This window comes from Flavobacterium sp. AC267 (assembly GCF_979258715.1).
The window spans coordinates 3,871,941-3,898,503 of the sequence record NZ_OZ409875.1 but is presented as its reverse complement, the minus strand read 5'-3'; the positions used below and the strand labels follow the sequence as shown (position 1 = coordinate 3,898,503).

The 26,563-nt window shown below is 35.7% G+C and carries 20 protein-coding genes, 2 rRNA genes and 6 pseudogenes; 23 read left to right on the top strand and 5 right to left on the bottom strand.

All coding sequences use genetic code 11. The features are described from left to right. Positions 1-83: 83 nt before the first annotated feature. Together ACZZ95_RS20575 and rrf are read left to right on the top strand one after the other, a co-directional pair. Positions 84-2,967: ribosomal RNA gene (locus ACZZ95_RS20575) — 23S ribosomal RNA — on the top strand. A gap of 194 nt (positions 2,968-3,161) precedes the next feature. Next, positions 3,162-3,271 (top strand): 5S ribosomal RNA (rrf, locus tag ACZZ95_RS20570). Between the two features lie 117 nt (positions 3,272-3,388). Here the strand turns inward: rrf and ACZZ95_RS20565 are convergent. Beyond that, on the bottom strand, positions 3,389-4,342 hold the full coding sequence (locus tag ACZZ95_RS20565) for an ISAon1 family transposase (RefSeq protein ID WP_463471723.1): 954 nt from the start codon (positions 4,340-4,342) through the stop codon (positions 3,389-3,391). 10 nt (positions 4,343-4,352) lie between these two features. Further along, positions 4,353-4,718, bottom strand: a complete 366-nt coding sequence (locus tag ACZZ95_RS20560) for an ISAon1 family transposase N-terminal region protein (RefSeq protein ID WP_463470450.1) — start codon at positions 4,716-4,718, stop codon at positions 4,353-4,355. A gap of 515 nt (positions 4,719-5,233) precedes the next feature. On the opposite strand from ACZZ95_RS20560, the gene ACZZ95_RS20555 reads away from it, so the two are divergent. Continuing rightward, positions 5,234-5,719, top strand: coding sequence for an anthrone oxygenase family protein (locus ACZZ95_RS20555; RefSeq protein ID WP_095954145.1), 486 nt, complete (start codon positions 5,234-5,236; stop codon positions 5,717-5,719). A gap of 52 nt (positions 5,720-5,771) precedes the next feature. On the opposite strand, the gene ACZZ95_RS20550 is transcribed toward ACZZ95_RS20555, so the two are convergent. From ACZZ95_RS20550 to ACZZ95_RS20540, 3 genes and pseudogenes are all read right to left on the bottom strand, one after another. Continuing rightward, complete coding sequence (locus ACZZ95_RS20550; RefSeq protein WP_463470449.1) at positions 5,772-6,590, bottom strand: hypothetical protein; 819 nt, start codon at positions 6,588-6,590, stop codon at positions 5,772-5,774. 397 nt (positions 6,591-6,987) lie between these two features. Then, positions 6,988-8,284, bottom strand: a pseudogene (locus ACZZ95_RS20545) (hypothetical protein). Positions 8,285-8,544: 260 nt separating this feature from the next. Next, positions 8,545-8,976 (bottom strand): hypothetical protein, encoded by a 432-nt coding sequence (locus ACZZ95_RS20540; RefSeq protein WP_463470448.1) that lies wholly within the window; start codon positions 8,974-8,976, stop codon positions 8,545-8,547. A gap of 286 nt (positions 8,977-9,262) precedes the next feature. Between ACZZ95_RS20540 and ACZZ95_RS20535 the strand changes: the two are divergent. The 20 genes and pseudogenes from ACZZ95_RS20535 (at position 9,263) to ACZZ95_RS20440 (ending at position 26,364) form a co-directional block, all read left to right on the top strand. After that, positions 9,263-9,947, top strand: a pseudogene (locus ACZZ95_RS20535) (SDR family NAD(P)-dependent oxidoreductase). A gap of 10 nt (positions 9,948-9,957) precedes the next feature. Continuing rightward, positions 9,958-11,379: pseudogene (locus ACZZ95_RS20530) on the top strand (SDR family oxidoreductase). Positions 11,380-11,600: 221 nt separating this feature from the next. Then, positions 11,601-12,290: a hypothetical protein gene (locus tag ACZZ95_RS20525; protein ID WP_463470447.1), complete on the top strand. Its 690-nt coding sequence runs from the start codon at positions 11,601-11,603 to the stop codon at positions 12,288-12,290. Further along, positions 12,275-12,529 carry a histidine kinase dimerization/phospho-acceptor domain-containing protein gene (locus tag ACZZ95_RS20520; RefSeq protein WP_463470446.1) on the top strand — a complete coding sequence of 85 codons (255 nt, stop codon included), beginning with the start codon at positions 12,275-12,277 and terminating at the stop codon, positions 12,527-12,529. Before ACZZ95_RS20525 ends, ACZZ95_RS20520 begins: the two co-directional genes overlap by 16 nt. Next, positions 12,526-13,338, top strand: coding sequence for an ATP-binding protein (locus ACZZ95_RS20515; protein ID WP_463470445.1), 813 nt, complete (start codon positions 12,526-12,528; stop codon positions 13,336-13,338). The genes ACZZ95_RS20520 and ACZZ95_RS20515 overlap by 4 nt, the downstream gene beginning before the upstream one ends. A 327-nt stretch (positions 13,339-13,665) precedes the next feature. After that, entirely contained in the window at positions 13,666-14,304 is a 639-nt protein-coding gene (locus tag ACZZ95_RS20510; protein ID WP_463470444.1) for an alpha-N-acetylglucosaminidase TIM-barrel domain-containing protein, read from the top strand. Then, positions 14,288-14,539: an alpha-N-acetylglucosaminidase TIM-barrel domain-containing protein gene (locus ACZZ95_RS20505; protein ID WP_463470443.1), complete on the top strand. Its 252-nt coding sequence runs from the start codon at positions 14,288-14,290 to the stop codon at positions 14,537-14,539. The genes ACZZ95_RS20510 and ACZZ95_RS20505 overlap by 17 nt, the downstream gene beginning before the upstream one ends. Then, positions 14,421-15,016: pseudogene (locus ACZZ95_RS20500) on the top strand (alpha-N-acetylglucosaminidase TIM-barrel domain-containing protein); the annotation flags it as partial. The gene ACZZ95_RS20505 and the pseudogene ACZZ95_RS20500, both read left to right, overlap by 119 nt. Further along, the gene (locus ACZZ95_RS20495; RefSeq protein WP_463471722.1) at positions 15,014-15,838 is read left to right on the top strand and encodes an alpha-N-acetylglucosaminidase C-terminal domain-containing protein; all 825 of its coding nucleotides are present in this window, start codon (positions 15,014-15,016) and stop codon (positions 15,836-15,838) included. The pseudogene ACZZ95_RS20500 and the gene ACZZ95_RS20495, both read left to right, overlap by 3 nt. A 279-nt stretch (positions 15,839-16,117) precedes the next feature. Next, positions 16,118-16,810 carry a carboxypeptidase-like regulatory domain-containing protein gene (locus ACZZ95_RS20490; protein ID WP_463470442.1) on the top strand — a complete coding sequence of 231 codons (693 nt, stop codon included), beginning with the start codon at positions 16,118-16,120 and terminating at the stop codon, positions 16,808-16,810. Then, complete coding sequence (locus ACZZ95_RS20485; RefSeq protein ID WP_463470441.1) at positions 16,785-17,024, top strand: hypothetical protein; 240 nt, start codon at positions 16,785-16,787, stop codon at positions 17,022-17,024. Before ACZZ95_RS20490 ends, ACZZ95_RS20485 begins: the two co-directional genes overlap by 26 nt. Positions 17,025-17,085: 61 nt before the next feature. Beyond that, the gene (locus ACZZ95_RS20480) at positions 17,086-18,012 is read left to right on the top strand and encodes a hypothetical protein (RefSeq protein WP_463470440.1); all 927 of its coding nucleotides are present in this window, start codon (positions 17,086-17,088) and stop codon (positions 18,010-18,012) included. A 50-nt stretch (positions 18,013-18,062) separates the two neighbouring features. Next, positions 18,063-19,130: pseudogene (locus tag ACZZ95_RS20475) on the top strand (TonB-dependent receptor domain-containing protein); the annotation flags it as partial. Between the two features lie 19 nt (positions 19,131-19,149). Then, on the top strand, positions 19,150-20,181 hold the full coding sequence (locus tag ACZZ95_RS20470) for a RagB/SusD family nutrient uptake outer membrane protein (protein ID WP_463470439.1): 1,032 nt from the start codon (positions 19,150-19,152) through the stop codon (positions 20,179-20,181). After that, positions 20,178-20,603, top strand: a complete 426-nt coding sequence (locus tag ACZZ95_RS20465) for a RagB/SusD family nutrient uptake outer membrane protein (protein ID WP_463470438.1) — start codon at positions 20,178-20,180, stop codon at positions 20,601-20,603. Before ACZZ95_RS20470 ends, ACZZ95_RS20465 begins: the two co-directional genes overlap by 4 nt. Continuing rightward, positions 20,581-20,766 (top strand): hypothetical protein, encoded by a 186-nt coding sequence (locus ACZZ95_RS20460; RefSeq protein ID WP_463470437.1) that lies wholly within the window; start codon positions 20,581-20,583, stop codon positions 20,764-20,766. The genes ACZZ95_RS20465 and ACZZ95_RS20460 overlap by 23 nt, the downstream gene beginning before the upstream one ends. A gap of 312 nt (positions 20,767-21,078) precedes the next feature. Continuing rightward, a pseudogene (locus ACZZ95_RS20455) lies at positions 21,079-23,399 on the top strand (GH92 family glycosyl hydrolase). Positions 23,400-23,607: 208 nt separating this feature from the next. Beyond that, a complete protein-coding gene (locus ACZZ95_RS20450) occupies positions 23,608-24,273 on the top strand; it encodes a hypothetical protein (protein WP_463470436.1) in 666 nt (221 codons plus the stop codon). Between the two features lie 8 nt (positions 24,274-24,281). Continuing rightward, positions 24,282-25,784 carry a glycoside hydrolase family 92 protein gene (locus tag ACZZ95_RS20445; protein WP_463471721.1) on the top strand — a complete coding sequence of 501 codons (1,503 nt, stop codon included), beginning with the start codon at positions 24,282-24,284 and terminating at the stop codon, positions 25,782-25,784. A 13-nt stretch (positions 25,785-25,797) separates the two neighbouring features. Beyond that, on the top strand, positions 25,798-26,364 hold the full coding sequence (locus tag ACZZ95_RS20440) for a hypothetical protein (RefSeq protein WP_463470435.1): 567 nt from the start codon (positions 25,798-25,800) through the stop codon (positions 26,362-26,364). Positions 26,365-26,563 lie beyond the last annotated feature (199 nt).

Below are 26,563 nucleotides of genomic sequence, written 5' to 3'. Positions count from 1 at the left end.
AGTAGAAAGCGTTTTTTGTTATAGTAGCAATACAACTAACAAAAGACAAAAAAAAACGGTCTTGATTAATTTTAAGGCTGGTACAATAAGCAAAATAAGGGCGTATGGGGGATGCCTAGGCTCTCAGAGGCGAAGAAAGGCGTGATAAGTCGCGAAAAGTCTGCGGGGACGGGCACACACCGATTGATCCGCAGATACCTGAATGGGGCAACCCACTATGTTGAAGACATAGTACACCGATAGGTGGGCAAACCCGCTGAACTGAAACATCTAAGTAGGCGGAGGAGAAGAAAACAAAAGTGATTCCGTAAGTAGTGGCGAGCGAACGCGGATTAGCCCAAACCAGTGCTGTTACGGCAGTGCTGGGGTTGTAGGACCACGACATTTTATGCATGCAGAACCGGAAGTTACTGGAAAGTGACGCCATAGAGGGTGACAGCCCCGTACGGGTAATAAATGTAATAGATAGTGGTATCCTGAGTAGGGCGGGGCACGTGAAACCCTGTCTGAATTTGGCGGGACCATCCGCTAAGGCTAAATACTCCTGAGAGACCGATAGTGAACCAGTACCGTGAGGGAAAGGTGAAAAGAACCGTGAATAACGGAGTGAAATAGATCCTGAAACCATACGCTTACAAGCGGTCGGAGCCCTTTTGTGGGGTGACGGCGTGCCTTTTGCATAATGAGCCTACGAGTTAACGTTGCTGGCAAGGTTAAGTGGTTAAGCCACGGATCCGCGGCGAAAGCGAGTCTGAATAGGGCGCTTTAGTCAGTAGTGTTAGACGCGAAACCGTGTGATCTACCCATGGGCAGGTTGAAGCTGTGGTAACACACAGTGGAGGACCGAACCGGTTGACGTTGAAAAGTCTTCGGATGACCTGTGGGTAGGGGTGAAAGGCCAATCAAACTCGGAAATAGCTCGTACTCCCCGAAATGCATTTAGGTGCGGCGTTAGTTATAAAGTTATACAGAGGTAGAGCTACTGATTGGATGCGGGGGCTTCACCGCCTACCAATTCCTGACAAACTCCGAATGCTGTATAATGTTCACTAACAGTGAGGGCTTGGGTGCTAAGGTCCAAGTCCGAGAGGGAAAGAACCCAGACCATCAGCTAAGGTCCCCAAATATATGCTAAGTTGAAAGAACGAGGTTTGTCTGCCCAGACAGCTAGGATGTTGGCTTGGAAGCGACCATTCATTTAAAGAGTGCGTAACAGCTCACTAGTCGAGCGGACGAGCATGGATAATAATCGGGCATAAGCATATTACCGAAGCTATGGATTTAGAGATTACTCTAAGTGGTAGGGGAGCATTCTAACAGGGCAGAAGGTGTATCGTAAGGTATGCTGGACCGGTTAGAAAAGAAAATGTAGGCATAAGTAACGATAATGCGGGCGAGAAACCCGCACACCGAAAAACTAAGGTTTCCACAGCTATGCTAATCAGCTGTGGGTTAGTCTGGTCCTAAGGCGAACCCGAAAGGGACAGTCGATGGCTAACGGGTTAATATTCCCGTACTACTAATTACTGTGATGGGGTGACGGAGTGATGAAAGCGCCGCGAACTGACGGAATAGTTCGTTGAAGTACCTACCTATAAGATCTGCAGGCAAATCCACAGATTTTGGGGAAATACGATAGTACTCGGAGTCTTCGGACAAAGAGATAGTGCGCCTAAGGGCTTCCAAGAAAAACCTCTAAACTTCAGGTAATTAGTACCAGTACCGTAAACCGACACAGGTAGTTGAGGAGAGAATCCTAAGGTGCTCGAGAGATTCATGGCTAAGGAATTAGGCAAAATAGACCTGTAACTTCGGGAGAAAGGTCGCCCACAGTAATGTGGGCCGCAGTGAAGAGGTCCAGGCGACTGTTTATCAAAAACACAGGGCTCTGCAAAATCGTAAGATGAAGTATAGGGCCTGACACCTGCCCGGTGCTGGAAGGTTAAGAGGAGATGTTATCTTCGGAGAAGCATTGAATTGAAGCCCCAGTAAACGGCGGCCGTAACTATAACGGTCCTAAGGTAGCGAAATTCCTTGTCGGGTAAGTTCCGACCTGCACGAATGGTGTAACGATCTGGACACTGTCTCAGCCATGAGCTCGGTGAAATTGTAGTAACGGTGAAGATGCCGTTTACCCGCAGTGGGACGAAAAGACCCTGTGCACCTTTACTATAGCTTAGTATTGACTTTGGATAAATGATGTGTAGGATAGGTTGGAGACTATGAAGCGGCGTCGCCAGGCGTTGTGGAGTCATTGTTGAAATACAACCCTTTGTTTATCTGAAGCCTAACCCCGTTTAGCGGGGGACATTGCTTGGTGGGTAGTTTGACTGGGGTGGTCGCCTCCAAAAGAGTAACGGAGGCTTCTAAAGGTTCCCTCAGTACGCTTGGTAACCGTGCGTAGAGTGCAATGGCATAAGGGAGCTTGACTGAGAGACATACAGGTCGATCAGGTACGAAAGTAGAGCATAGTGATCCGGTGGTTCCGCATGGAAGGGCCATCGCTCAAAGGATAAAAGGTACGCCGGGGATAACAGGCTGATCTCCCCCAAGAGCTCATATCGACGGGGGGTTTGGCACCTCGATGTCGGCTCGTCACATCCTGGGGCTGGAGAAGGTCCCAAGGGTTGGGCTGTTCGCCCATTAAAGTGGCACGCGAGCTGGGTTCAGAACGTCGTGAGACAGTTCGGTCTCTATCTACTGCGGGCGTTAGAAATTTGAGTGGATCTGATTCTAGTACGAGAGGACCGAATTGGACAAACCTCTAGTGTATCTGTTGTCCCGCCAGGGGCACCGCAGAGTAGCTACGTTTGGAAGGGATAAGCGCTGAAAGCATATAAGCGCGAAACCCACCACAAGATGAGATTTCTTTTAAGGATCGTGGAAGATGACCACGTTGATAGGCTATAGATGTAAAGGCAGTAATGTCATAGTCGAGTAGTACTAATAATCCGTAAGCTTATGTACACCCTTTTCCAGCCCCTAACCCCCGAAGGGGGAACAAAGGGGGCTGGGAGAAACTTTCTAAAACTAAAATACTTTTCTTTATCTCAGTATGTTAAGATATTTGCCTGTCGCGGGCAGTCTTTAAGTCGAAAGATTAAAGTCAAAAGTCGAAAGACTTTACAACTTTAAGACTTGTGACTTTAGACTAAAAACCTTAAGGTGGTTATTGCGGCGGGGCTCACCTCTTCCCATCCCGAACAGAGTAGTTAAGCCCGCCTGCGCAGATGGTACTGCAGTTATGTGGGAGAGTATGTCGTCGCCTTTCTTTGAAAAACCCTATCCAAAACGGATAGGGTTTTTTGCTTTTATATGGGTTTTTATTCTACATTTATTATAATCGTATTTTTGGGGATCAACACGAAAATCTGTGGAGCGACAAAAATTAAGCATAAATATTGGTTAGTCTAAAGAGGAAGAATTCTACATTTCTAACACCTCTGAATTTGGATCTAAAAGCTTTTATTTTAGCATTGAAAGATTCTGCAGACGCATTGGTACTTCTGTTGTCAAAATAATTCAATATCGTTTGATAGTGATTTATAATTGTACGAGAGATTGTACCGAAAGACTTAAACCCAGATTGATTTACTTTTTCGTGCCATTTGGCTAGTTTGGCAAAGCCTATGATTTTATCTTTTGTATTCTCGAAGATTGCGCGAAGCTGTTGAGTTAGATTGTATCCTTTTTGAATATCAGGATACAATTCAAATAATAATATAGCACGTTCTAATTGGTTTTTAGTCCATTTTGACTTGGTTTTATATAAGAAGTAACGGCTTCTTGCTAGTAACTGTTTAAGGGTGTCTCCGTTAGAGAGTATTTTAGGTTTAAAATTCACATTTGACTTTTTGGCTTTTTCCATTGCCTCATTTTCCAGATCTATAGCTTGCCATCGGTATTTGATTCTGATTTCCTGTAGTGCTTCTGTCGCTAACTTTTGAACATGAAAGCGATCTGTAACACGGGTTGCATTAGTAAAACATTTCTTTGCAATTAATCCCATATTACCGGCCATATCCAAAGTAATTTCTTTAACTAGATTTCGTTCTTTAAGCGGGATTTTTTCAATAACCGAAATAACATCTTCTGCTTTAGTTCCTGCAACCATTGCTACTATAGTTCCTTTTCTGCCTTTTCCAGATTTGTTGGTTAAAATAGTATAGAGCTCACCATTAGAAAGAGAAGTTTCGTCTATTGATAAGCATTTTCCAATATTTTTTGGAAAAAGAAGCCATTTTTTCGCATGTGAGATTTGATCCCAAACTTTAAAATCACTTAAGAAATCTTTGTATTGGCATTGCAGATTCCTGCCGGAGACTCCGTAAAAAGAAGCAATGGCAGAACAATCACTTGGACTGGAATCTATTGATCTCTTTTAAAAAAGACGCAAACTCCTGAGTTACACGAGTTCCGTCTGCTACTAAATTCCAATCTCTAAAAACTATTTTTCCCGTATCTTCATTTAGCCATCTTCTGCGAGTGATGTGAAGATATACCTGATGTCCACGAATAGGAAAATCCTGAACGGTTATCTCTTCAAAGAATCCTTTTGAACTTAATTTAGATTCTCTGTGTTCTTTTGGTATCGAATTAATTTCTTTTAGATAAAGATGAAGTGTTTCATCTTCCTTTTTATAAGTGGTAAGTTCAAAATAATCTACTATTATTTCAGGAAGTAATAACTTTAGGATCTCGGTAAAAGAATCTTGCATTAGGGAATAATTTGGAAATGCAAATATCTAGATTTTAATATTTCCCCACAACAATATGTATTGATCCATTTTTGGATCATTTACAAAAAGTATTTTAGTACTTTCTTCGAACTGCTTTTTTTATGACTTTATAATTTTCAGCTTATTTCTACCATTTTAAGTACAGAAATAATTCTGAATTTATCGAAAAAATAGTTGCATTATCTTTTTTATGAGATGCTTTATAATATTATGTATATTTATCTGCGCATATCGTTGTAAATGAATAAGATATGTAAAAATGAAACAGCTTAATTTGTAGGTGTAATTAACGGTTTGAAACCGAACCAATAATGTAATCTCTGAAAAGAAGAAGTTTTGTTTCAGTTGCGCCTATGTCTCCGATTTTTTCTTGATACACAAGATGGTTAGAGCCCCAACGTTTTAGGTAATTTAATAGGTATTGCTATTGATGAGTCTGTCAAAAAGCTAAAATTTTAAAGTGATACAAAGTAGAATCTTAACATGGTAAAAAAATGAGAAAATTTATTCTTCTGGCTTCCGTAGCTTTTGCGAGCGGTATCCTTTTTGTAAACATATTCAATTCAATAGTAAATGCTGTTGCTTATGAAAGTAATATTCCTGATTCAATAATTGCTACGAGGCAGTTTTTTAAAACGGTAAATCCAGGTACTTTTTTTCAAATATTTTCTCCAGCTACTCAAGTATTGGCTTTGTTAGCACTTATAATATATTGGAAAAAAGTTCCAGTGTCGAGATCATATCTAGGAATTGCTTTTTTATTTTATTTGGCGGCTGATATATTTACTTTTATCTATTTTCACCCAAGAAACGATATTATGTTTCTTTCCGAACCTTTGCCAGATACACAAATTTTAAAAAGATTAGCATCTGAATGGAGTTCGATGAACTGGGTTAGATCACTTGTGGTTTTTATGGGACTAGTTTTCTCATTTGTCGGTGTTGATAAAATATATACTTTTAGAAATCCGATTCGATAAAAAAATAGTTTATAAAGTTGTTTGTTTTTAAATTATTGATTTTCAGTATTTTTTAATTGTAATATTCTTTTAACTCAAAAGCATATTTTTCTTGATCCCATTTTAGCTCGTTAACTAAAAAGTATCTGTGGTAAAAGCCGATTAATACAACAATTTTTTTATCTGGATATTTATTTTTCCATTTTAGGATATTGGCGGTTACGGTTCGATTTCTCAGTTCCTCGAAATAACAATACCTTTTATATAATTCTTTTAATGAAATGGGATCTTTTGATGCAGGGTTTAATTTTGCAAATTCCTTATTTTCATCTACAATTTCTTTTAATTTTTGATATTGATAAAATTGTCTTTCCTTAACTAAATTGTCTGTAGAGATTGAATTGAGTTCTTTTAAGGAATTATTATCTAATTCATTTAAAGAATTTGATAATTCAATAAATCTATTCCATATTTTTTTATGTTTTTCGGATAGAATGTTAAGGGAATCGAGAACATTTATTTCATTTAAAACTATATCTGGATTTTGAATTCCATTTTGAATTCGGTAATTATTTCTTCCTTCAAATTCTATTGGTCTAAATAAAGTGTTTTTATGGGTGTTTCTATATTTTACAACGGCATTCCATTCATTTTCATTATACGTTTTTTTAAAAGTATAATCTGAATTAAAATTTGTCATATCTGATTCCATGAGGATAATATCCGGTTTAAGATTTTCTAGAACCGAATAAATGGTGTCACTATTTATTTGTTTTGTTGGGAAATGCACCGTTCCAATAATTATCAATTCTGATTTCTTTTTGTTTGTATTAATCTGGGCGTTGCAAAGCAGGAAGGTTAGGCAAAACGAAATAAATAAAATTTTTTTCATGAAAATGTGTTTTAAATTTTATGTGCTTTTTTGGAATGAAATTCTTTTCTGGTGATATGTATAAGTAAGCTATTTATATATTTTGTTACATTATAAGCGCTAATAAATGGTTTGTATCCAATAACTTTTTTAATTTGGGTAATTGCAGACTTGTAAATCTTATTACAAAAAACAATAGTATCAGTTTACTGTTGTATTTTTAGTAAACTTCTTATAGAGTCGAAAGTATTAAAGTATCAAACGAGTTCTACAAGAGTTAAAGTTTAAGAAGCTTTTTGCTGTTCAAAACATTTTGAACAAAAAAAAACTCCACTATTTTGTGAAGTTTTCTTGTTTAATAAGATATCGAGCTGACATTAATTAAAAAAATCAATTAATAAAAGCCGAATTAAATTCTTTATCTATCCATGCTAGACGCTGTTGTTTTTCCCATTTGCAATCTGAAATCTGGTCTTTTAGAATTGAATGTATCAACAAATGTTTCTTTAGTATCTGTTTGAGAAGAAACATTCGAAAACATGCTGTTGCTGTACCAGCGCGCTAATTCTTCGTTGTTGCTGTTGTTATTCTCTGTAAGGACATTTCCAGTACACAGATTAAAGTACATTTCTTCAAATTTGATCTTTTTAAGATTGTTTGTATTAACTTCTGTATTTGCATCTAATAATACCGCAGGATTAAATCCAGAGATCACACTTCTTTTTAACTCCAGAGAAGTATTTTGAGCAATATAAACAGCTTCTTTAATCAAACCTGACTGGATGTCTGCTTTAATGTTTTCACTGTCATTGAGCATTGTAATATTAGAAGCTGTAACAAAAGTCTCTTTTTTAGTAAAATCGGTGTCGTTTTTATTTTCGTATAATTTTACTTCTATAGAGCGTGATCCGTCTTTGTTACTTGAAAGATAAGAAGATCTTACAGCTAATGAATTATACAAACGACATTGAACTCCCTGTGTGAATTTATAATCGTCATTGATTGATTTATAAGAAACAAATTTGGCAAGCATTTACATCGCCCCCATAAAAAGCAAATGAGTTTCCTGCAGAATAACTCACCATGATATTCTCTAAAATAGTCTGGTCGCCGACACCTGCAATTGTTAAGCCGTTGAATGTTCCAGCACCTTTAACAATTTTTCCTGCAAATTCGATTCTCACATACCTTAAAATACCAGAGTTTGATGTAGTATTATCGCCTCCATAAGTAGTAAGCGCGGGATCAAGATCTAAATTGTACGAACCAACATTTCCAAGTTTATTAATGGGAGCTTCTCCTAAAACTACAATGCCGCCCCAGTCTCCAGCTTTTTTCTGGTCGCGGTTAGACGTAAATACAATTGGGTCGGTTTCTAAACCGTCTGCCATAATTTTGGCACCTTTTGTAACAACCAATGTTCCCTTTGTTTGAAAGTCGCCAAGAATTAAAGTTCCAGGCTCAATTGTTAAAACGGCATTGTTTGTAACATAAACGTTTCCTTGCAGGATATAAACATTTCTTTTAAGGAGTTTAGTATCAGAAGAAATGTTTCCCACTAGAATCTGATTAGCTTCTCCATATTCAACTTTCTGAGGTTTAAATTCTGACCAGTTATTTAACCAGTTTGTATAGCCGATAATTCCTTTTTCCTGCTGTGCATTTATGCTTGTGATAATGAAAAATGCGCAGATTAGTTGTGTAATTTTTTTCATGACTTGGGGGATTATAGTTATGATTATTTTCAGGCTGTGTCGCTGACACTGCTAAAAAAAAGTATTATTTAAATGATTCTACTTTTATTAATCAAGTATCTCACGTTAATCTTAGAGAAAGATACTAAATAACATTTTAGAATTGGTGTATTGGATGTATTTTTTTGTGGATTTACTAAAGCCTATTTGTATGTTTTCTTTTTTTTTGAAAATATAACAGAATGACTATAGAAATTTCTGAATTAAAAAAGACCGTTGAATTAGAAAAGCTGGTAGAGATGCAGATAGTTATGGCGCTGAATTTGGTAAGTTGTTGCAATGCCGTATATCAGCTGGGTTTTAAAAATCTTAAAATTTTCTGATTTAGCAATGTAAGGTGTCCGTAGTGCACTTTTTTCAGTAACAGTCGCGCGGTGCTTGATTTTCTTCTTGGGTGTAAGCGGAACATCAAGGTCGTCAAGATTATTATGTTTTAATGTAAAAGACGATGAAAATGAAGAGGTATTTAAATCCGTAAAATCTTGCCCAATCAGGTATGATGCAGACCCTGTCGAATATTTATTCGATGCTCCTCTCTTGCTTGAAAAAGCAGACAGGAATACTAAAATAAAAGCTATTAACTTCAATTGTTTCATCAGCAGACAAGGGGGATTGTAAATTTTCTGAAAAAGACAGTTTTTGATACGCCTCAAATATAATGATTTTAGACAGTAAAAATTGTTAAAATTTAAAAAAATGGTTTTCCTTCTTTAGTATTTATAAGGTTATTATTCTTTTAATAATACAAATTAGCTCAAAAAGTAAATTTATGTTTGTTTAATAATTGGTAAAAATGTTTAAACAAAATTGTACCTTTAACAGTAGGATCACATTCTTATAATTAATAGCAAGGTAAGAAGGATGGTAGTAGTTTTAAATTCTATACAAAAGCATTACTGATTAACTCAAAAACTGTTTAGAACTTTAACATCGGAACAAATGAAAAAAATTATCATTATTGGAGGAAGCAAAGGAATTGGCAGTGCGATTTTACTGCGACGACTCGAGCATAATGTAGTATACAATATAAGCCGTACTGCTCCAGATATTGCACATCCTAACCTGGTTCATTTTAAAGCTGATGTACTGCATGATCCTCTGCCTGAAATAGAAAGTATTGATGCCTTAATTTATTGCCCAGGATCTATAAACCTAAAGCCTATTTTAAGCTTAAGTGTTGAAGATTTCAGGAATGATTTTGAAATTAATGTCATTGGCGCGGTAAAAGTAATTCAGAATTATCTGCCGGTTTTAAAACAGGGAGACGATCCTTCGATTGTTCTTTTCAGTAGTGTTGCTTGCAAAATTAGGAATGCCTTTTCACGCTAGTATAGTCGCTTCAAAGTGTGCAGTCGAAGGTTTAGTAAAATCGCTGGGTGCGGAACTGGCCTCAGTAGTTCGCATCAATGCAATAGCTCCGACAATTACCGAAACTTCATTGTCGGCTTCCATTCTCAGAAATGACCGTATGAAAGAAAACATGATCGAGCGTCATCCCATGAAAAACTATTTAAAGCCTCAGGAAGTTGCACAGATGGCAGATTTTCTTATTTCTGATAAAGCGACCTCAATATCCGGACAAGTTTTTCAGCTTGATTATGGGCTGGTGAGTTTTAAATTATAATGAAAAGTCTATGAAAATTCTTTTAACTGGTGCAACAGGTTATATAGGAAAGAGGCTCCTGCCAATGCTTATCCATGAAGGGCATGATGTCGTGTGCTGTGTACGGGATAAAAATAGGTTTTACTACCCTGAAAATTTGGAGAAAAAAATAGAAGTAATTGAAGTTGATTTCCTAGATGCACAAAGTGTGGAAAACATACCCTGCGATATTGATGCCGCATATTACCTAATTCATTCCATGTCTGGTTCTGTTGCTAATTATGACGAACTCGAAAGTATGGCGACACATTATTTCGTCGACAGAATGAATAAAACAAATGCAAAGCAGATTATTTACCTGAGCGGGATTGTAAATGATAATTCGTTATCGAAACATCTAACTTCAAGAAAAGCGGTAGAAGATATTTTAAACACAGGAACTATTCCAACGACAACTTTAAGAGCTGGAATTATTGTGGGATCTGGAAGTGCTTCATTTGAGATCATACGAGATTTGGTAGACAAACTTCCAGTTATGATTACGCCAAAATGGCTCAATACCAAATGCCAGCCTATTGCAATTGCCGATGTGCTTGAGTTTTTTGATCCGATCGTCGCTTAATCCAAAAACCTACAGTCAAAGTTTTGATATAGGCGGACCAGATATACTAACCTATAAAGAGATGCTTGCAAGGTTTTGCCAAAGCAAAAAATCTTAAAAGATATATTTTTACTGTGCCGGTAATGACCCCGAAACTCTCTTCTTACTGGCTGTATTTTGTAACTTCTACTTCTTTTAAACTTGCTTCGGCTTTGGTCAGCAGTATGAAAGTGGAAGTAATTTGCAGTGATAACCGCATAAATACTCTATTAGGCGTAGAACCAATCAGCTACGAGCAGGCACTTAAAAGGGCTTTGATAAAAATAAATGAAGATGCAGTGGTTTCGAGCTGGAAAGATTCTCAGATCAGCGGGCAGTTTAAGGGTAATGTTGCGAGATATCTCAAAGTTCCAAAAAAAGACTGTTTTATCGACCGAAGAAAAAGAGAAATTATAAATAGGGAATATACCATTGAAAGAATTTGGGCAATTGGCGGTCAAACGGGCTGGTATTACGCAGACTGGCTTTGGGATATTCGTGGATTTATAGATAAAGTTTTTGGAGGCGTCGGCACCAGAAGAGGACGAACTCATAAAAAAGAAATACATGCAGGTGATGTTTTGGATTTCTGGCGAGTGGTATATGCAGGAAAGGCTGAAGGAAAACTTATTTTATATGCCGAAATGAAACTGCCTGGGGAAGCTTGGCTGGAATTTAAGATCATTAATAATACTTTGTATCAGGTCTGCCACTTTTAAGCCTAGAGGAATATGGGGCAAATTATATTGGTACTCTGTACTGCCTTTTCATGGTTTTATATTCAATGGGATGATTAATAAATTGATTTTGTAATGGAAGTCAGAAATTCATACGGCGGAAGAAAGAAGAGAAAGTGAAAGTGTAATTATATTTTTTTTTGTAAATTAACAACTCGGTTGTAAGATTATAGTTTAGTTTTTAAGTTTTTTGAAGTTTTATTATGATCTTTTTTTTAACTATTATTGATTGTTTTACCTGTGTTATTAATATATCAGCTTATAAATAAAATGTATTTGCTGTATTAATTGTATAAAATGTTCCGATATCTGATATTAAATTACACAGCGACTTTGGCCAGAGAGGAGGGAATCCTGAATAAAGCCAGAATAAAATTATTTACGATAATATTAATTTTATTTATTTTCCAGCGTATCATTTCACTTTGCTTACTCATTGGTGAGGCGGAGAGTTTTTATATTTGGCGAAGTGCTTTAGTATTGGCATTTTTAACGATAACACTTATTTTACTGCTCTTGGGGGTTTCATGGAGAATACTCGGACATTTCTACATATTTACTATCAGTTTTATTATTTGGTCTGCCATTGTAACTTTAAGGCAGGGTGTAAATTTGGTGACACTGCAGTACATTTTGGTTATTATCTCCGTTGCTTATTATATTTTAGGAACTCGCTGGGGAATTATTTATTCTCTTTTAAATATACTTCCTATAACCGCTATGGTGTTTTTAACGGATTACACAGGGATTGATTTCATGCAGGTCAATCAGCACTTAAATATCAAAACTTTCAACTTCTTATTTGTCTATAATTTTTTTAGTCTGCTCTTTGTTCATTATTATTTTTTTAATGCTTTTAAAAGAACTAACCAAAGAGAGAGGTCGCTTAGTCTAAGTCTTAAGCAATCACTAAAAGATGCTCAGGATATTGCATCGGCCAAAACGAATTTTCTTTCCACAATGTCTCATGAGTGCGTACTCCTTTAAATGCTGTTGTAGGAATGGCAGAAATGCTGTTAATGGATGACTTGAAACCCGGACAAAAAGAAAACCTTGAAGTACTGCGGTTTTCTGCAGAAAATCTAATGTTTATTATCAATGATATTTTAGATTTTAATAAAATAGATGCTGATAAAGTAGTTTTGGAAAAGGATCCATTTCGATTGGATCTCGTCTGCCGCAGAATATTTACAAATCATTTATTCCAGAAACGACAGCTAAAATGATCGAGTTTAATTTTAAATGCGATCCCGAACTTGAAAATATAAAATTATTAGGAGATAAAGACAGGCTTTCGCAAATCTTATTTAATATAGTGGGAAATGCAGTTAAATTTACGGCTAAAGGCAGTGTTAAGATGGAAACAGTAATTTCTCGAAGAAATGAAGAGAAGATTACGGTTTTATTTATCGTTAAGGATACTGGTATAGGTATTTCGCCCGAACAGCAAAGTCAGATCCTTGATCCTTATGTGCAGAAAAGCCGAAAATCAAACAGACAGTTTTATGGTACAGGTTTAGGTCTTACTATTGCCAGCAGATTAATTAATCTTAAAGGCGGCAATTTGAAAATTCTAAGCAGTGAAGGGCAGGGAACGCAATTGAGTTTCTCGTTAACTTTTAAAGAGATCAAAAAACCTGAGTTTGTTGACGTTGCCGCTGAATCTTCCACTGAAAAAGAAATCGGTTCACTGCGGGTTTTAGTGGCAGAAGACAATGCAATAAATATTCTGGTGATTAAAAAACTGCTTAATAAGTGGGATATTGAACCTGTTATTGCCAATAATGGAAAAGAAGCTTTAGATGCCGTTATTTCAAATGATTATGATGTTGTACTGATGGATATAAACATGCCGTTGATGGACGGATTCGAGGCATCAAAAATGATAAGAAGTCTTCCTGATAAAAGAAAAGCATCGATTCCAATTATAGCCTTAACGGCATCGATTAATTTTAGTATTGAAGAGCATGTAGGATATGAGTATTTAAATGATTACATCCTAAAACCTTTTTCTGTTTGCGTTGCTAAAAGATAAATTGGATAAAGTAAAGAATTCCAATAATTAAAATCCACTACACTAATTTTTTTCCTCAATTAAACCTTTTTATAATAAAAGTGGCTTATTCGAGCGAATATGTCTATGCTTTTGATTGATAAATCCATCTTAAACAACAGTAATAACTATAATTTTATTTTCAGTTCTACATCCCATTATTTAGTTCTGAATTTAATAAATAAGATTGTTAATTAGTAATACATTTTTTTGTTAGGTTTTATTTGATAGGGAGATTAATTAGTATTTAATCTCCCTTTTTTTTGTCAGGCTGAGTAAATTAATACCATTAATAAATACATGATTTATATGAAAAGTGAGAATTTTAAAATTAAAAAACACCATTCTTTAAAATTGGCTGTATCCGTTTTTATGCTGTTATTTTTTTGTGCGTTTAAAGGATATTCTAAAAACGATGAAAAAACAAAAAGCGCATTTGAAGCAATAGAAAGATTAATAGGAAATCGTGCCAGCGAGTTTGAATTAAGTATTATTGAAAACAAAGACAATAAATCAGATTGGTTTGAAATTGAAACAACAAACAATCGAGTAAAAATAACGGGTTCAAATAATACTGCCATTTGTTATGCCGCTTATAATTTTCTGAGAGATATAGGTGCCGTTTTAGTAAGTTGGGAAGGAAATAGAGTTGATTTACCCAAAACTTGGCCTAAATATTCAAAGAAAGTAAATACACCATTTGAATACAGGGAATATTTAAATGCGTGTACTTTTGGCTACACAACTCCATGGTGGGACTGGAAACGCTGGGAACAGGAAATCGATTGGATGGCTATGCACGGAATCAATCTTCCAACCGCTATGGAAGGACAGGAAGCAGTTTGGCAGGAATTATGGAAAGAATATGGTTTGACTAACACTCAATTAGAATCGCATTTTGCAGGTCCGGCCTTTTTTGCCATGGCAGCGTATGGGAAATATCAATAGTCTTGAAGGGCCTTTGCCACAAGAATGGTTTACTAAAAAAGAGGAGCTTCAAAAGAAAATATTGGAACGAATGAGAGCTTTAGATATGCATCCTGTCGTACCGGCATTTAGCGGTTATGTTCCTAAAGCTTTCGCAGAAAAACATCCAGAGGCTAAAAATAACCGAATTGAAGTCGTGGTCGGGAGGTGGTTTTGCGAGTACTTTTCTATTAGATTCCAAAGATCCTTTATTTAAAAAAATAGGAAAACGCTTTATTGAAATTTACACTAAAATGTACGGAAAGTCCAATTTTTATCTGGCTGATTCTTTTAACGAGATTGAGCCTCCAGTTTCGGAACATAATAAATATGAAGAACTTTCAAACTATGGAAGTGCGATTTATGAAACTATTAATGAAGTTGCGCCGGGTGCAGTGTGGGTTATGCAGGGATGGCTTTTGGAGATAACAAAGAATTCTGGACAAAAGAAGCTACAAGTGCATTTCTTAGTAAAGTGCCAAATGATAGATTGATGGTTCAGGATTATGCCAACGACAGATATAAAGTATGGGAAAATCAGGAAGCTTTTTATGGTAAGCAATGGACGTATGGTTATGTACATAATTATGGAGGATCGAATCCTGTATATGGAGATTTGAATTTCTATAAAAATGAATTGACTAGTTTACTAAAAAATCCGAATAGAGGAAATGTGGTGGGTTATGGGGCAATGCCGGAAGGCTTAAATAATAATTCAATTGTTTACGAATATATTTATGATCTTCCTTGGAATAAAGGAGAACAGCCTATAAACGACTGGCTGACCAAATATTTAAATGCGAGATACGGACAAACAACTTCAAAATCTGTTTTTCAGGCATGGGAATTATTGTTAGAATCAGTTTATAATGTCAAGTACTGGGAAACACGCTGGTGGAATGATAGGGCTGGAGCGTATTTGTTATTTAAACGTCCGACTGCATCAATTACAGACTTTAAAGGAAATCTTGGAGATAAGAAAAAACTAAAAGAAGCTTTGGATATTTTAACCAAAGAAGCCAAAAAATTTGATAAAAAGAATTTCATTTATTACGATTTAATTGATGCTTCAAGACATTATTATTCACTTTGTATTGATGAAGATTTGATGGAATGTGTAAAAGCCTATCAACAAAAAGATATTTCAAAGGGAGATCAGCTCTTTAAAAAGATAGAAAAACAAGCTTTGGATATTGATAAAATGATGTCGGCACAGCCATTAAATAGTTTGGATCAATGGGTAAAATCGGCTTCAGATTATGGCAGTTCTGTCGCAGTGTCTGATTTATACGTAAAAAATGCCAAAACGCTAATTACGCTTTGGGGCGGAGAAGGTCATTTGAATGATTATGCTTCCAGATCTTGGCAGGGAATGTATAAAGGATTTTACTGGCCGAGATGGAAAATGTTTTTAGAAGCGCTAAAGAAATCTACCGTAAATAATACTCCTATTGATGAAACCAAAGAAAGAGAATTAATTAAAAATTGGGAAATCAAATGGTCAGAAAATAAATAAAAAAATTACTTAGAGCGTAATTTATACGTATGTAAATAAAATATAACTTAAACTTTTAACTATTACCTTAAACTCTACTAAATATATGACCTGAAATTTTTACGAAATCGATTAATTAATAAGTTTTTGACTATATAATTTTAGAAATAAAACTTTGAAAAGCCTTACCACTATTGACTTTAAAGAAATTATCCATGTTTATGAATAACTTGTCCATTTGTTAACATTTCTTTACCATTAATTTCGTCAATACTATTTAACCAATTAACCAATATTACAATGGAAAAACTTAAACTTTTATTATTAGCCTTCTTCTTTGGCTTCTCAATTAATACCTGGGCACAAAAAACAGAAGTGTCTGGTGTTGTATTAGATGACAAAGGCATTCCTCTGCCAGCCGCCAATGTACTTGAAAAAGGTACAACGAATACTGTAACAACAGATTTTGATGGGAAATTTAAAATTTCTGTTTCAAACAAAAACACAACACTTGTATTTTCTTTTATTGGATTTGAGGATCAGCCTGTAAAATTAGACGGGACAAAAACAAATTATTCGATTAAATTACAATCTACAACCACCAACTTAGAGCAAGTTGTAGTAGTAGGTTATGGAAAAGGATCTCGTAAAAACCTGACGACCGCTGTAACTTCTGTTAAGGCAGAAGATTTGAACAGAGGAGCAATTAGTGATGTTGGACAGCTTTTGCAGGGTAAAGTTTCTGGTTTGAATATTTCATCCAGCGGCGACCCTACAAAAACGGCATCTGTAGTTTTGCGTGGAGCATCGACATTAAATAGTTCTCAAGGTCCGTTTTATGTAATTGATGGAATTCCAGGAGTAGATATCTCCGTAATTTCACCAGATGATATTGCGACAATAGACGTACTTAAAGATGCTAGCGCAACGGCAATTTATGGTAACCGTCGTCGCCAATGGAGTTATCATGGTAACAACAAAAAAAGGAAGTAAGGGCAGAACGCAGATTGCTTACAATGGTTATGCGGGCTGGGAAGAAGTTTCAAATAATCTGGACATGATGAACGCCGATCAGCTGAGAGACTTTACCACTAGAAATAATTTGAACTTTACTCCAGAAAATGATAAAGGAGCGAATACAAACTGGCAAAAAGCAATTTTAAGATCAGGACGTGTCATGCGTCAAGCAGTCATAACTTGTCTATGAGCGATGCGACGATCATGGAAACTACACTGCAAGTATTACTTCTCTTAATAAAGAAGGGGTAATGTTAAAAAGTTACTTTTCTCGTATCATTGCACGTTTATCTGTTGAACAATTTGCTTTTGATGATAAGGTTAAATTTGGTTTAAATGTTACTAATTCTAGTACAAAATATAAAAATGTACCACAGCGAAATACAGCTCTTTTGCAGGCGACTAGTTATCTTCCTGTTTCTCCTGTAAGAAATGATGATGGAAGTTTTTATGAAAACTTTACGAGCCCAGGATATTTTAATCCAGTAGCTTTAATTGAACATGGTACTGATGAAACTAAAACGGATAACCTTGTAGGTAACCTTACTGCAGAAGTTAAACTTCCGTTTGGTTTTACGTATAATTTGAATTTAGCGCACCAAAGATTAACATCTGCTCACGGTGAATTTTATGATAGTTATTACTCACAATACAATAGTGCCAACTTTTACAACAACCCAGATCCACCTTTGACAAAAACATTGGTTAATTTTGGTGTAAATGGTTCTGCATTGAGAAATTCTTACGAAACCAGAAATAATATTATTGAAAGTTTCCTTACTTGGGATAAAGCAATAGGAGAACATAAAATAAAAGCTGTAGCAGGTTACTCCTGGCAGGAAAATACATTGGGAGACGGTTTTCAGGCTACAACAACAAACTTTCCTGTAGACAATGTTGGGTATAATAACTTAGCTTTAAGTAATTATACTTCAGTTAATGGTTATGTAGTGAATTTTGGAGATAGTAAAGCGTATCAAAAAACGCGTTTAATAGCTTATTTTGGACGTGTTAATTACAATTACAAAGACAAATATCTTTTACAAGGATCAATCAGAAGAGATGGCGGGTCTATGTTTGGAGCAAATAACCAATGGGGATATTTTCCTTCTGTAGGTGGTGCTTGGAGAGTTGACAAAGAAAGCTTCATGCAGAATCAGAACTTTTTAGTGATTTAAAATTCCGTGGAAGCTGGGGTGTAACAGGAAATTCATCTGGATTTAATGCTTACACAGCTCAGTTTATTTCTGGAAGTTTAGGGACTTTCTATTATAACGGACAGCAAATTGGAGCTTATGGACCAAACCAAGCGGCAAACCCTGATTTGAAATGGGAAAAAACAGCTACAGCAAATATTGGAGTTGACTTCTCTATCTTAAAAGGAAAAGTAACTGGATCTGTTGATGTATATGACAAAAAAACAACAGATATGATCTTTAACTACAATGTGAATCCTGTTCTTGTACCAGTAGGATCAATTGTAGCAAATGGAGGAACAATGTCTAATAAAGGTATTGAGGTTAGTTTAAGTACAACTCCAATAAAAACGGCAGATTTCAGCTGGACAACTAATTTAAATTTGGCTCATAACAAAAATGAGATCGTAAAATTAACTAGTCCATTCTTTGTTGGAGGAGATTCGATTCGTCGCGTACAGCCAGATGGAGGCGGACAAACAGGAAGTACTTTACAGATTTTTAAAGAAGGAAAACCTCTAGGGCAGTTCTTTACCTTAAAATATGCAGGAAAAAATGCTGATGGAGTTTCACAATATTATGATAAAGATGGTGATTTAACTACAACACCTTTAAATGGAGTAGATTACCATTATGTAGGAAGTGCACAGCCAAAATTATTAGTAGGATGGGCAAATAACTTTCAATACAAAAAATTTGATTTAAGTATTTTCTTCAGAGGAGTTTTTGGTAATAAAATTTTCAATGCAACCCGTGCCGATTTATTCAGGCCAAGTACAGCAATGACCAATAATATCCTAGTAGACGCAGGTAATGAGTCACCAAATGACTTAAACTCTTATAAATATTCGTCTCGATTTATAGAAGACGGAAGTTATGTAAGATTAGACAACATGACTTTGGGTTATAATTTTGGAAAAGTAGGCAGGTATATTAGCAGTGTACGTATTTATCAAACCATAAATAACGTATTTGTAATTACCAAGTACACAGGAATTGATCCAGAAGTTGAACAAGGAGGAACCGCTCCTGGTGTAGATTCTAATAATTTCTATCCAAAAACCAGAACATATATGTTTGGTGTGAATGTGATCTTCTAAAAATTAAATGCTAAAAATTATGAAAAATATATTAAAATATATAGGGTTTCCAGTACTTATGGCTGGTTTAATCTGGTCTTGTGATGATCTAGAAGTGCCTATTACGACACAATTGACGCCTGAAGTTTTTCCACAAAATCCAACACAATACATTCAAACTACAGGTCCAGTTTATCTCGCTTTCAGAGGAGAATTTTCATTTGCCTGGTGGTGGTCACAGTCTTTATCTACAGACGAAGCTATTCTGCCTGCAAGAGGAGGAAACTGGTTTGACAATAGAAACTATATCGCGATGCATTATCACGATTGGAATGCAGATAATGGTATCATAGGAAGTCTTTGGGACTGGTCGTCTAAAGTTATCGGAACAAGCAATCAGGCAATTTCTATTTTAAGACAAACAATGCCTGAAGGTGCAGATAAAAAAACGTTGATTTCTGAGTTGAAAACCATGCGTGCTATTTCCTATTATATGTTAATGGACAGCTATGGAGATGTGCCTTTGGATACTTTATATGGAGATTTTACTTCTCATGCCAAAACGCCTAGAAGAGAAGTTTTCAATTTTATTGAGAGCGAATTAAAAAGCGCTGTTCCTAACTTGAATCCTGTCGCAGGAGTTACAACTTACGGAAGACCAAACAGACAGACAGCTAATGCAATGTTAGCCAAATTGTATTTGAATGCAGAGATATATACAGGAACACAACGTTATAACGATTGTATCGCGACCTGCGATCAGGTAATTAATTCTGGTTTGTATGCTGTTGAACCAAGAGCAACTTATCTTCAAATGTTTTATCCGAACAACGGACCACAAATGAAAGAGTTTATTTTTGCAGTTCCTTATGATCCAGCAAAGCAGTTACAGTTGGTTTCAACGGACAAATGTATCACGCCCGTTATGATGTACCGCGTTCAGAAAGAGCCAAATTCGGTCTTCCTTATACGCCGAGTGCGCCAAGAAGTACGCTGCCTGAATTTTATGCTTATTTCAATGATCCAAATGATATTCGTAATAGACAATGGCTTACAGGTCTTCAGTTTATGAATGATGGCGTTACTCCAGTAATGGTTACTACAACCAAAAAAGGATACGATCAATTCTATACAGGGTCAGATGGTAGTGCACCATATACCTATCAGGTAAATTTAACGCCAAATATCATACCTCGCCAAAGTGTACCATTATTTGATCTTGGAAATGATGAAATTGCTTGGAACATGGGATACAGAAATATTAAATTCTATCCAGATGCAACTTCAACAAATCGTAATCAAAACAACGACGTTCCTTTCCTGCGTTATTCCGATGTACTTTTAATGAAAGCCGAATCAATTCTTCGTGGAGGCGGTGTAACATTAGGACAAAGTGCAGAAGCATTAGTAAATTTGGTTCGTTCGAATCGTACAACTTCAGCAAGCATTAAGCGGTGTAACTTTAGAAGAATTGTATGCAGAAAGAAGCCGTGAGTTTGCTCAGGAAGCTTGGCATAGAAACGATATGATCCGTTTTGGAAAATATGAAGGACAATGGGGCTACAAAACCAATACAGATCTATATCGTCGCGTTTTCCCAATTCCAACTACAGCAATGGTTTTAAACCCAGCTCTGACTCAGAATGATGGTTATTAAAAATAAGATTAGTTAAGTACGCATTTGTAACCCAATTTTAATTTTGAAAGGAGAAGAGCGTCAAAATTCTTCTCCTTTTTTACTAAAAGAAAACTGATTTGTTCAGTTGCTCGTGATAATCAGTTTAGTTTTATTTTTTGAATGAAGACAAAGCTTAATCGAATGCAGTTTCGGAAAATCAACGAAAGATTAAGCTTTGTAACATTCATTGAACTTATGTTTTGAGAATACATTATAATCCCGTAATTCTCAGTTAAATCCTGATAAAAATCCTGTATAAACCTATATTACCCAACAATACAAGCAGAATAAATGGAACTAAAAAAAATCTATAAAATAGGACGCATTGGAATAGGTTTAACCCTTATTTTTTTAGTGTCATGCAATGCTCAGAAAACTATAGCTTTAAAAAAGAAACAGTTATCAGACATGGTTTATCCGTTGTTGGACACCGAAAATTCTAGATGGTTTTACTTTTCATCAGCAAGCCGTCCGTTTGGTATGGTAAACTTAAATCCAGATACCGAAATTAAAGGCGATTGGGGAGGCGGTTATAAATATACTACAGATACAGTTAAGGGTTTCAGTCACGTTCACGAATGGCAGATGTCTGGCGTATCGGTTATGCCCGTTACAATAGCATCAGAAAACAAACAGACAATTTTTAAAGATTTTTATTCTAAGTTCAGTCATCAAAACGAAATTATAACGCCAGGATATCATTCCATAAAATTGGAGAGATATCAAATAACGGCAGAATTAACCAGCACGCCAAGAGTTGGTTTTCATAAATATACTTTTCCGACAAAGGCACAAAAAGCAGTTCTTTTTAATTTGAACACTATTTTAGGACCTTGTGAAAACACCAATGGAAAATTAGAAAAAAATAACGATTTTGAACTTTCAGGATCATTAGTTTTAAGTACCAATTTCAGACGTCCAAAACCATTAACCGTATTTTTTAAAATTAAAACAAACGAGCCGATTACTTCCATAGAAAGAGATAATCTGACAGGAAATTATTTAGTCAATTTTAATAAAACGAAAGAACAAATACTAATGAAAGTTGGTATTTCGTATACTTCAATCGAAAATGCCAATAACAATATCGAAACCGAATTACCACATTGGGATTTTAATAAAACAGTTGACGATTCCAGAAAAGTATGGAGCGATTTATTGGGAAGAATAAAAATAGAAGGAGGAACCCAAACCGACCAAAGAAGATTTTATACTGATCTTTGGCATGCGCTTCAAGGCAGAAAAATGATTAGTGATGCAAATGGCGCATATCCTGATAATACAGGAGAAAAATTCAGGATAGGACAATTGCCTTTAAATGCTGACGGAAAACCAAAATTCAATCATTACAATTCAGATGCTTTTTGGGGTGCCCAATGGACAATTAATAATCTTTGGGGATTGGTATATCCAGAAATTATGGAAGAATTTGTTTATTCGTTAATGCAGTATTACAAAGACGGCGCATGATTCCGCGTGGACCTTCAGGAGGAAATGATACTTATGTAATGACCGGAGCTTCGGCAACACCTTTTATCGTTAGCGCTGTTCAAAAAGGAATTGTAAAAGAAGATTTAGAAGAGATTTATACCGCCCTCAAAAAAAATCATATGCCGGGAGGTATTATGGAAAAAGCAGGATATGAACACAATACGAATATTGGCGGTGGATTAAAATATTATTTAGAAAAAGGATATGTGCCTTATCCGCTTCCCGAAGGCAACTTCGGAAGCCATGAAGACGGTACAAGCCAGACTTTAGAATATGCATATCAGGATTGGACTTTGGCACAATTGGCTAAAAAACTAAATCATGAAGAAGATTATAATTATTTCATCAAAAGAGCTAAAAACTATCAAAATGTTTTTGATGTAAAAATAGGCTGGATGCGTCCGAAAAACGTTGAAGGAAAATGGCGTGAAAATTATGATCCATACCAATATGAAAATGGATTTATAGAATCAAATGGCGCACAATCAACATGGTTTGTACCGCATGATATTGAAGGTTTAGCCACTTTAATGGGAGGAAAAGAAAAAGCTGTCGAAAAATTGAATATGCAGTTTGAAACGGCCAAAAAACAAAAGTATACTTCCGGCACATCGCATGATGCAGAATTACATCCGGAATTTAGCAGAATTCCTGTAAATTTTGGAAATCAGCCTTCTATACAAACATCCAACATTTTTACAGTATTAGGAAGACCGGATCTAGCACAATATTGGACCAGAAATGTAGTAAAAGAAACTTTCAGCGGATTATCTCCGGCAACTGGTTATAACGGCGATGAAGACCAGGGATTAATGGGAAGTCTAAATGTGTTGCTTAAATTAGGTTTATTTCAAATGAACGGCGGAACAGATAAAGATGCCGTTTATCAAATTGGAAGTCCAATATTCAATAAAATCACGATAGATTTAAATCCGAAATATTATTCAGGCAAAACATTCACCATCAAAGCCAATAATAACAACGCTGAAAATGTGTATATAAAGGATATTAAATTCAATCAGAAAGCAGTGCCAAAATTCAGTCTTTCACATCAGGAGATTACTAATGGAGGTGAGCTGATTTTAGAAATGTCAGATCATCCAAAGCTAGAAAAACAGTAAAGATAACGTTGGGTTAAACCCCTATTAACGCATAAAAATATATAAATATAGTTATTTGAGAAATATTAAAAATAATTAAAAACACAAACAAAAACAAAGAAATAACCACAATGAAAATATCATCCAAGTTTATCTTTTTTTAGGAATATCATTTCTTATTACAATTACAAGTAACGCTCAGAAAACCGTTCATCAATACGTCGACCCAATGATTGGATCAGAAGGAGTCGGCAGGGTTTTTATAGGCCCGTCGTGTCCATACGGAATGGTAAAACCAAGTCCAGATTGTACCTCGAGTCCGAATAGTGGCTGGCTTCCAATACCTAAAGAAGTAACCGGTTTTAGCCAAGTACACGTAAGCGGAACAGGCGGAGGACCCAAATATGGGAACATTCAGATTATGCCATTTTCAGGTGCTTTGGATAAAATGGATCAGACTTCGTTTAGAGCAGAAGAAAATGTAAAACTGGGTTACTACGAAACTATTTTCAAAGAAAATAAAATTAAAACCGAAATCACGACAGGCGAAAAAGTATCATTTTACCGTATCACTTATCCAAAAAATACATCAAAAGAATTAAAAATAGATCCGGGATTTTTTCTTGGAGAAGAAAAGATTCCTGATGCCAGAGAAGCACAGCAGTTTGTAGGATCGCAGATCGAAATTGTTTCGGATACCGAAGTGCGAGGATACAGCAGAATAAGAGGAGGCTGGAATAATGGACGCGCTTATACCGTTTATTTTTGGGCTGTTTTCGATCAGCCAATTGCAAAATATGTAACTTTTAAAGACGGAAAATTTTACAACAATCAAAAAGCACAATTTGATTCCGGAAAAAAACAGTCGCTTTACTCTCTTTCGGAAACGGGGTAAAAGAAGAACTGAATATCAAAATCGGAATCTCATTTTTAAGTGAATTAAAAGCCAAAAACAATATAGAAGTAGAAATTCCGCATTGGGATTTTAATACCGTTTTGTCTGTATTAGAAAATAAATGGGAAAACTTATTAAGCCGAATTTCATTATCTGAAGATACATCAGACGAATATAAAAAAATGTTCTACACGGGTTTGTATCACACGATGATTATGCCCGTTGATAGAACTGGAGAAAATCCGTTATGGACAAATGATGAACCGTATTACGATGATTTTTATACGATTTGGGATACTTTTAGAACTTCAAGCCCTTTAATTACATTGATCGATTCTAAACGTAAAGTTGAAATCATCAACGCCATGCTCAATATTTACAAACGCGAAGGTTTTTTACCAGAAGGAAGAAGCGGTAATGACAACGGAAGAACGCAAGGAGGTTCAAATGCTGAGGTTGTTCTGGCCGATGCTTTTGTAAAAAACTTAAAAGGAATTGATTACAAACTAGCGCTTGAAGCAATGCTCAAAGACGCAACCGTTCCGCCGGGAGGAAATGAAGAAAAAGAAGGAAGAGGCGGATTAATAGATTATCTCAAATTAGGATACGTTCCCTACGGCACAGATCGCGCAGGAAACCGAACAATCGATTATGCCTACAACGATTATAATATTGCCATTGTAGCCAAAGGATTAGGCAGAACCGATTTGTACAATCAATACATTAAACAAGCCGACAGCTGGCAGAATTTATGGCGTTCTGATTATGAAAATAACGGAGCCAAAGGTTTTATTATGCCAAAAGACAAAGACGGAAAATGGCTGGATGATGTTGTTTTTGGAGAATCAAAAATCCAGAAACCTACTTTTAAATATACGCCCGTAATTATAGAATCGCCTTGGTATGTCTGCCATTGGTGTGTGTTTTTCTACGAAGGAAATTCATGGGAATATTCCTTTAGTATTCCGCATGATATTCCCGAAGTGGTTCGTAAGTCGGGAGGAGAAAAAGCTTTTGAAGAAAGACTGAATACATTTTTTAATTCCGAATTGTATAATGTGGCCAATGAACCTTCGTTTTTAACGCCTTGTCTGTATCACTGGATCGGGAAACCGTATTTGAGCAGTGACCGAATCAGAACGATTATCAAAAATAATTTCAACACTTCAAGAGAAGGACTTCCGGGCAATGATGATTCTGGTGCAATGTCTTCGTGGCTTGCTTTTCACATGATGGGATTATATCCAAATGCAGGACAGCCTTATTATCTGATTAATACGCCCTTGGTAAAAGAAACGACCATGCAATTAGAAAATGGTAAAAAGTTTACTATTTCGGCAAAAAAAATGAGCGATAAAAACAAATACATAAAAGCTGCTTTTTTAAACGGAAAACCATACAACAAAGCTTGGATTTTACACGATGATATTAATAACGGAGGAGAATTAGTTTTAGAAATGGACTCTAAACCTTCGGCTTGGGGAACTACTATTTTACCACCAGCTAAATAAAATGATAAGCAAGATGAAAAATATATTTTTAATGATTCTTTTTTGTATCGTTTATCAAAAAGGAATAGCGCAGAATTACATCCCGACACTAAAAAACAATACAGAACTAAATTATGTCTGTAAACTGCACGGACAGACCAGAACTTTATCACTTATAGCTCAAACGGCAGGTGACGGACTAGCTTTTAAATTGGAAACAAGAGGCGTAAAAAGCAGTATTGTGATGCTTCCTGAAGCAGTAAAAAATGGAAATGCTTTAAGTTTCAATCAGGGAGAATACGCGCCGGTTTTAAACTTAAAACCAACAGAAACCTTTTTTATGATTTCAAGATCGGCATATCAGGATTTAGTAAAAAACAGCTCTTTTGTGTACAATAATACCACTTATGTCCTAGACAAGAATGGAGATAAAAACGGTGTTTCTATTGATGGAAAATTAATTGACGCATTGCATGTAATTGCACAAATTGACGAAACCGAAATGTGGATTATCAAAAATCCAGAATATCCATTAATCTGTAAAATAGCTAAAAATCCTTTAGGAATAAACTTTACTTTAGTGAAAGTAGCAGATAAATAATATAACCCGTTGGGTGTAATTAAAAAAGAATCCAACACATAGAAACATAGTTTAGTTGTGTAGAAAAGACGACAAAAAGAAACTTACTTTCTCACACATAGTCCCGATCCCGAAACTTCGGGACGGGATTTGTTAATGCAAGTGAAACGTCTCTTAACAAGCATCAAAATCTATGTTTCTATGTGTTTAAAATAATTAT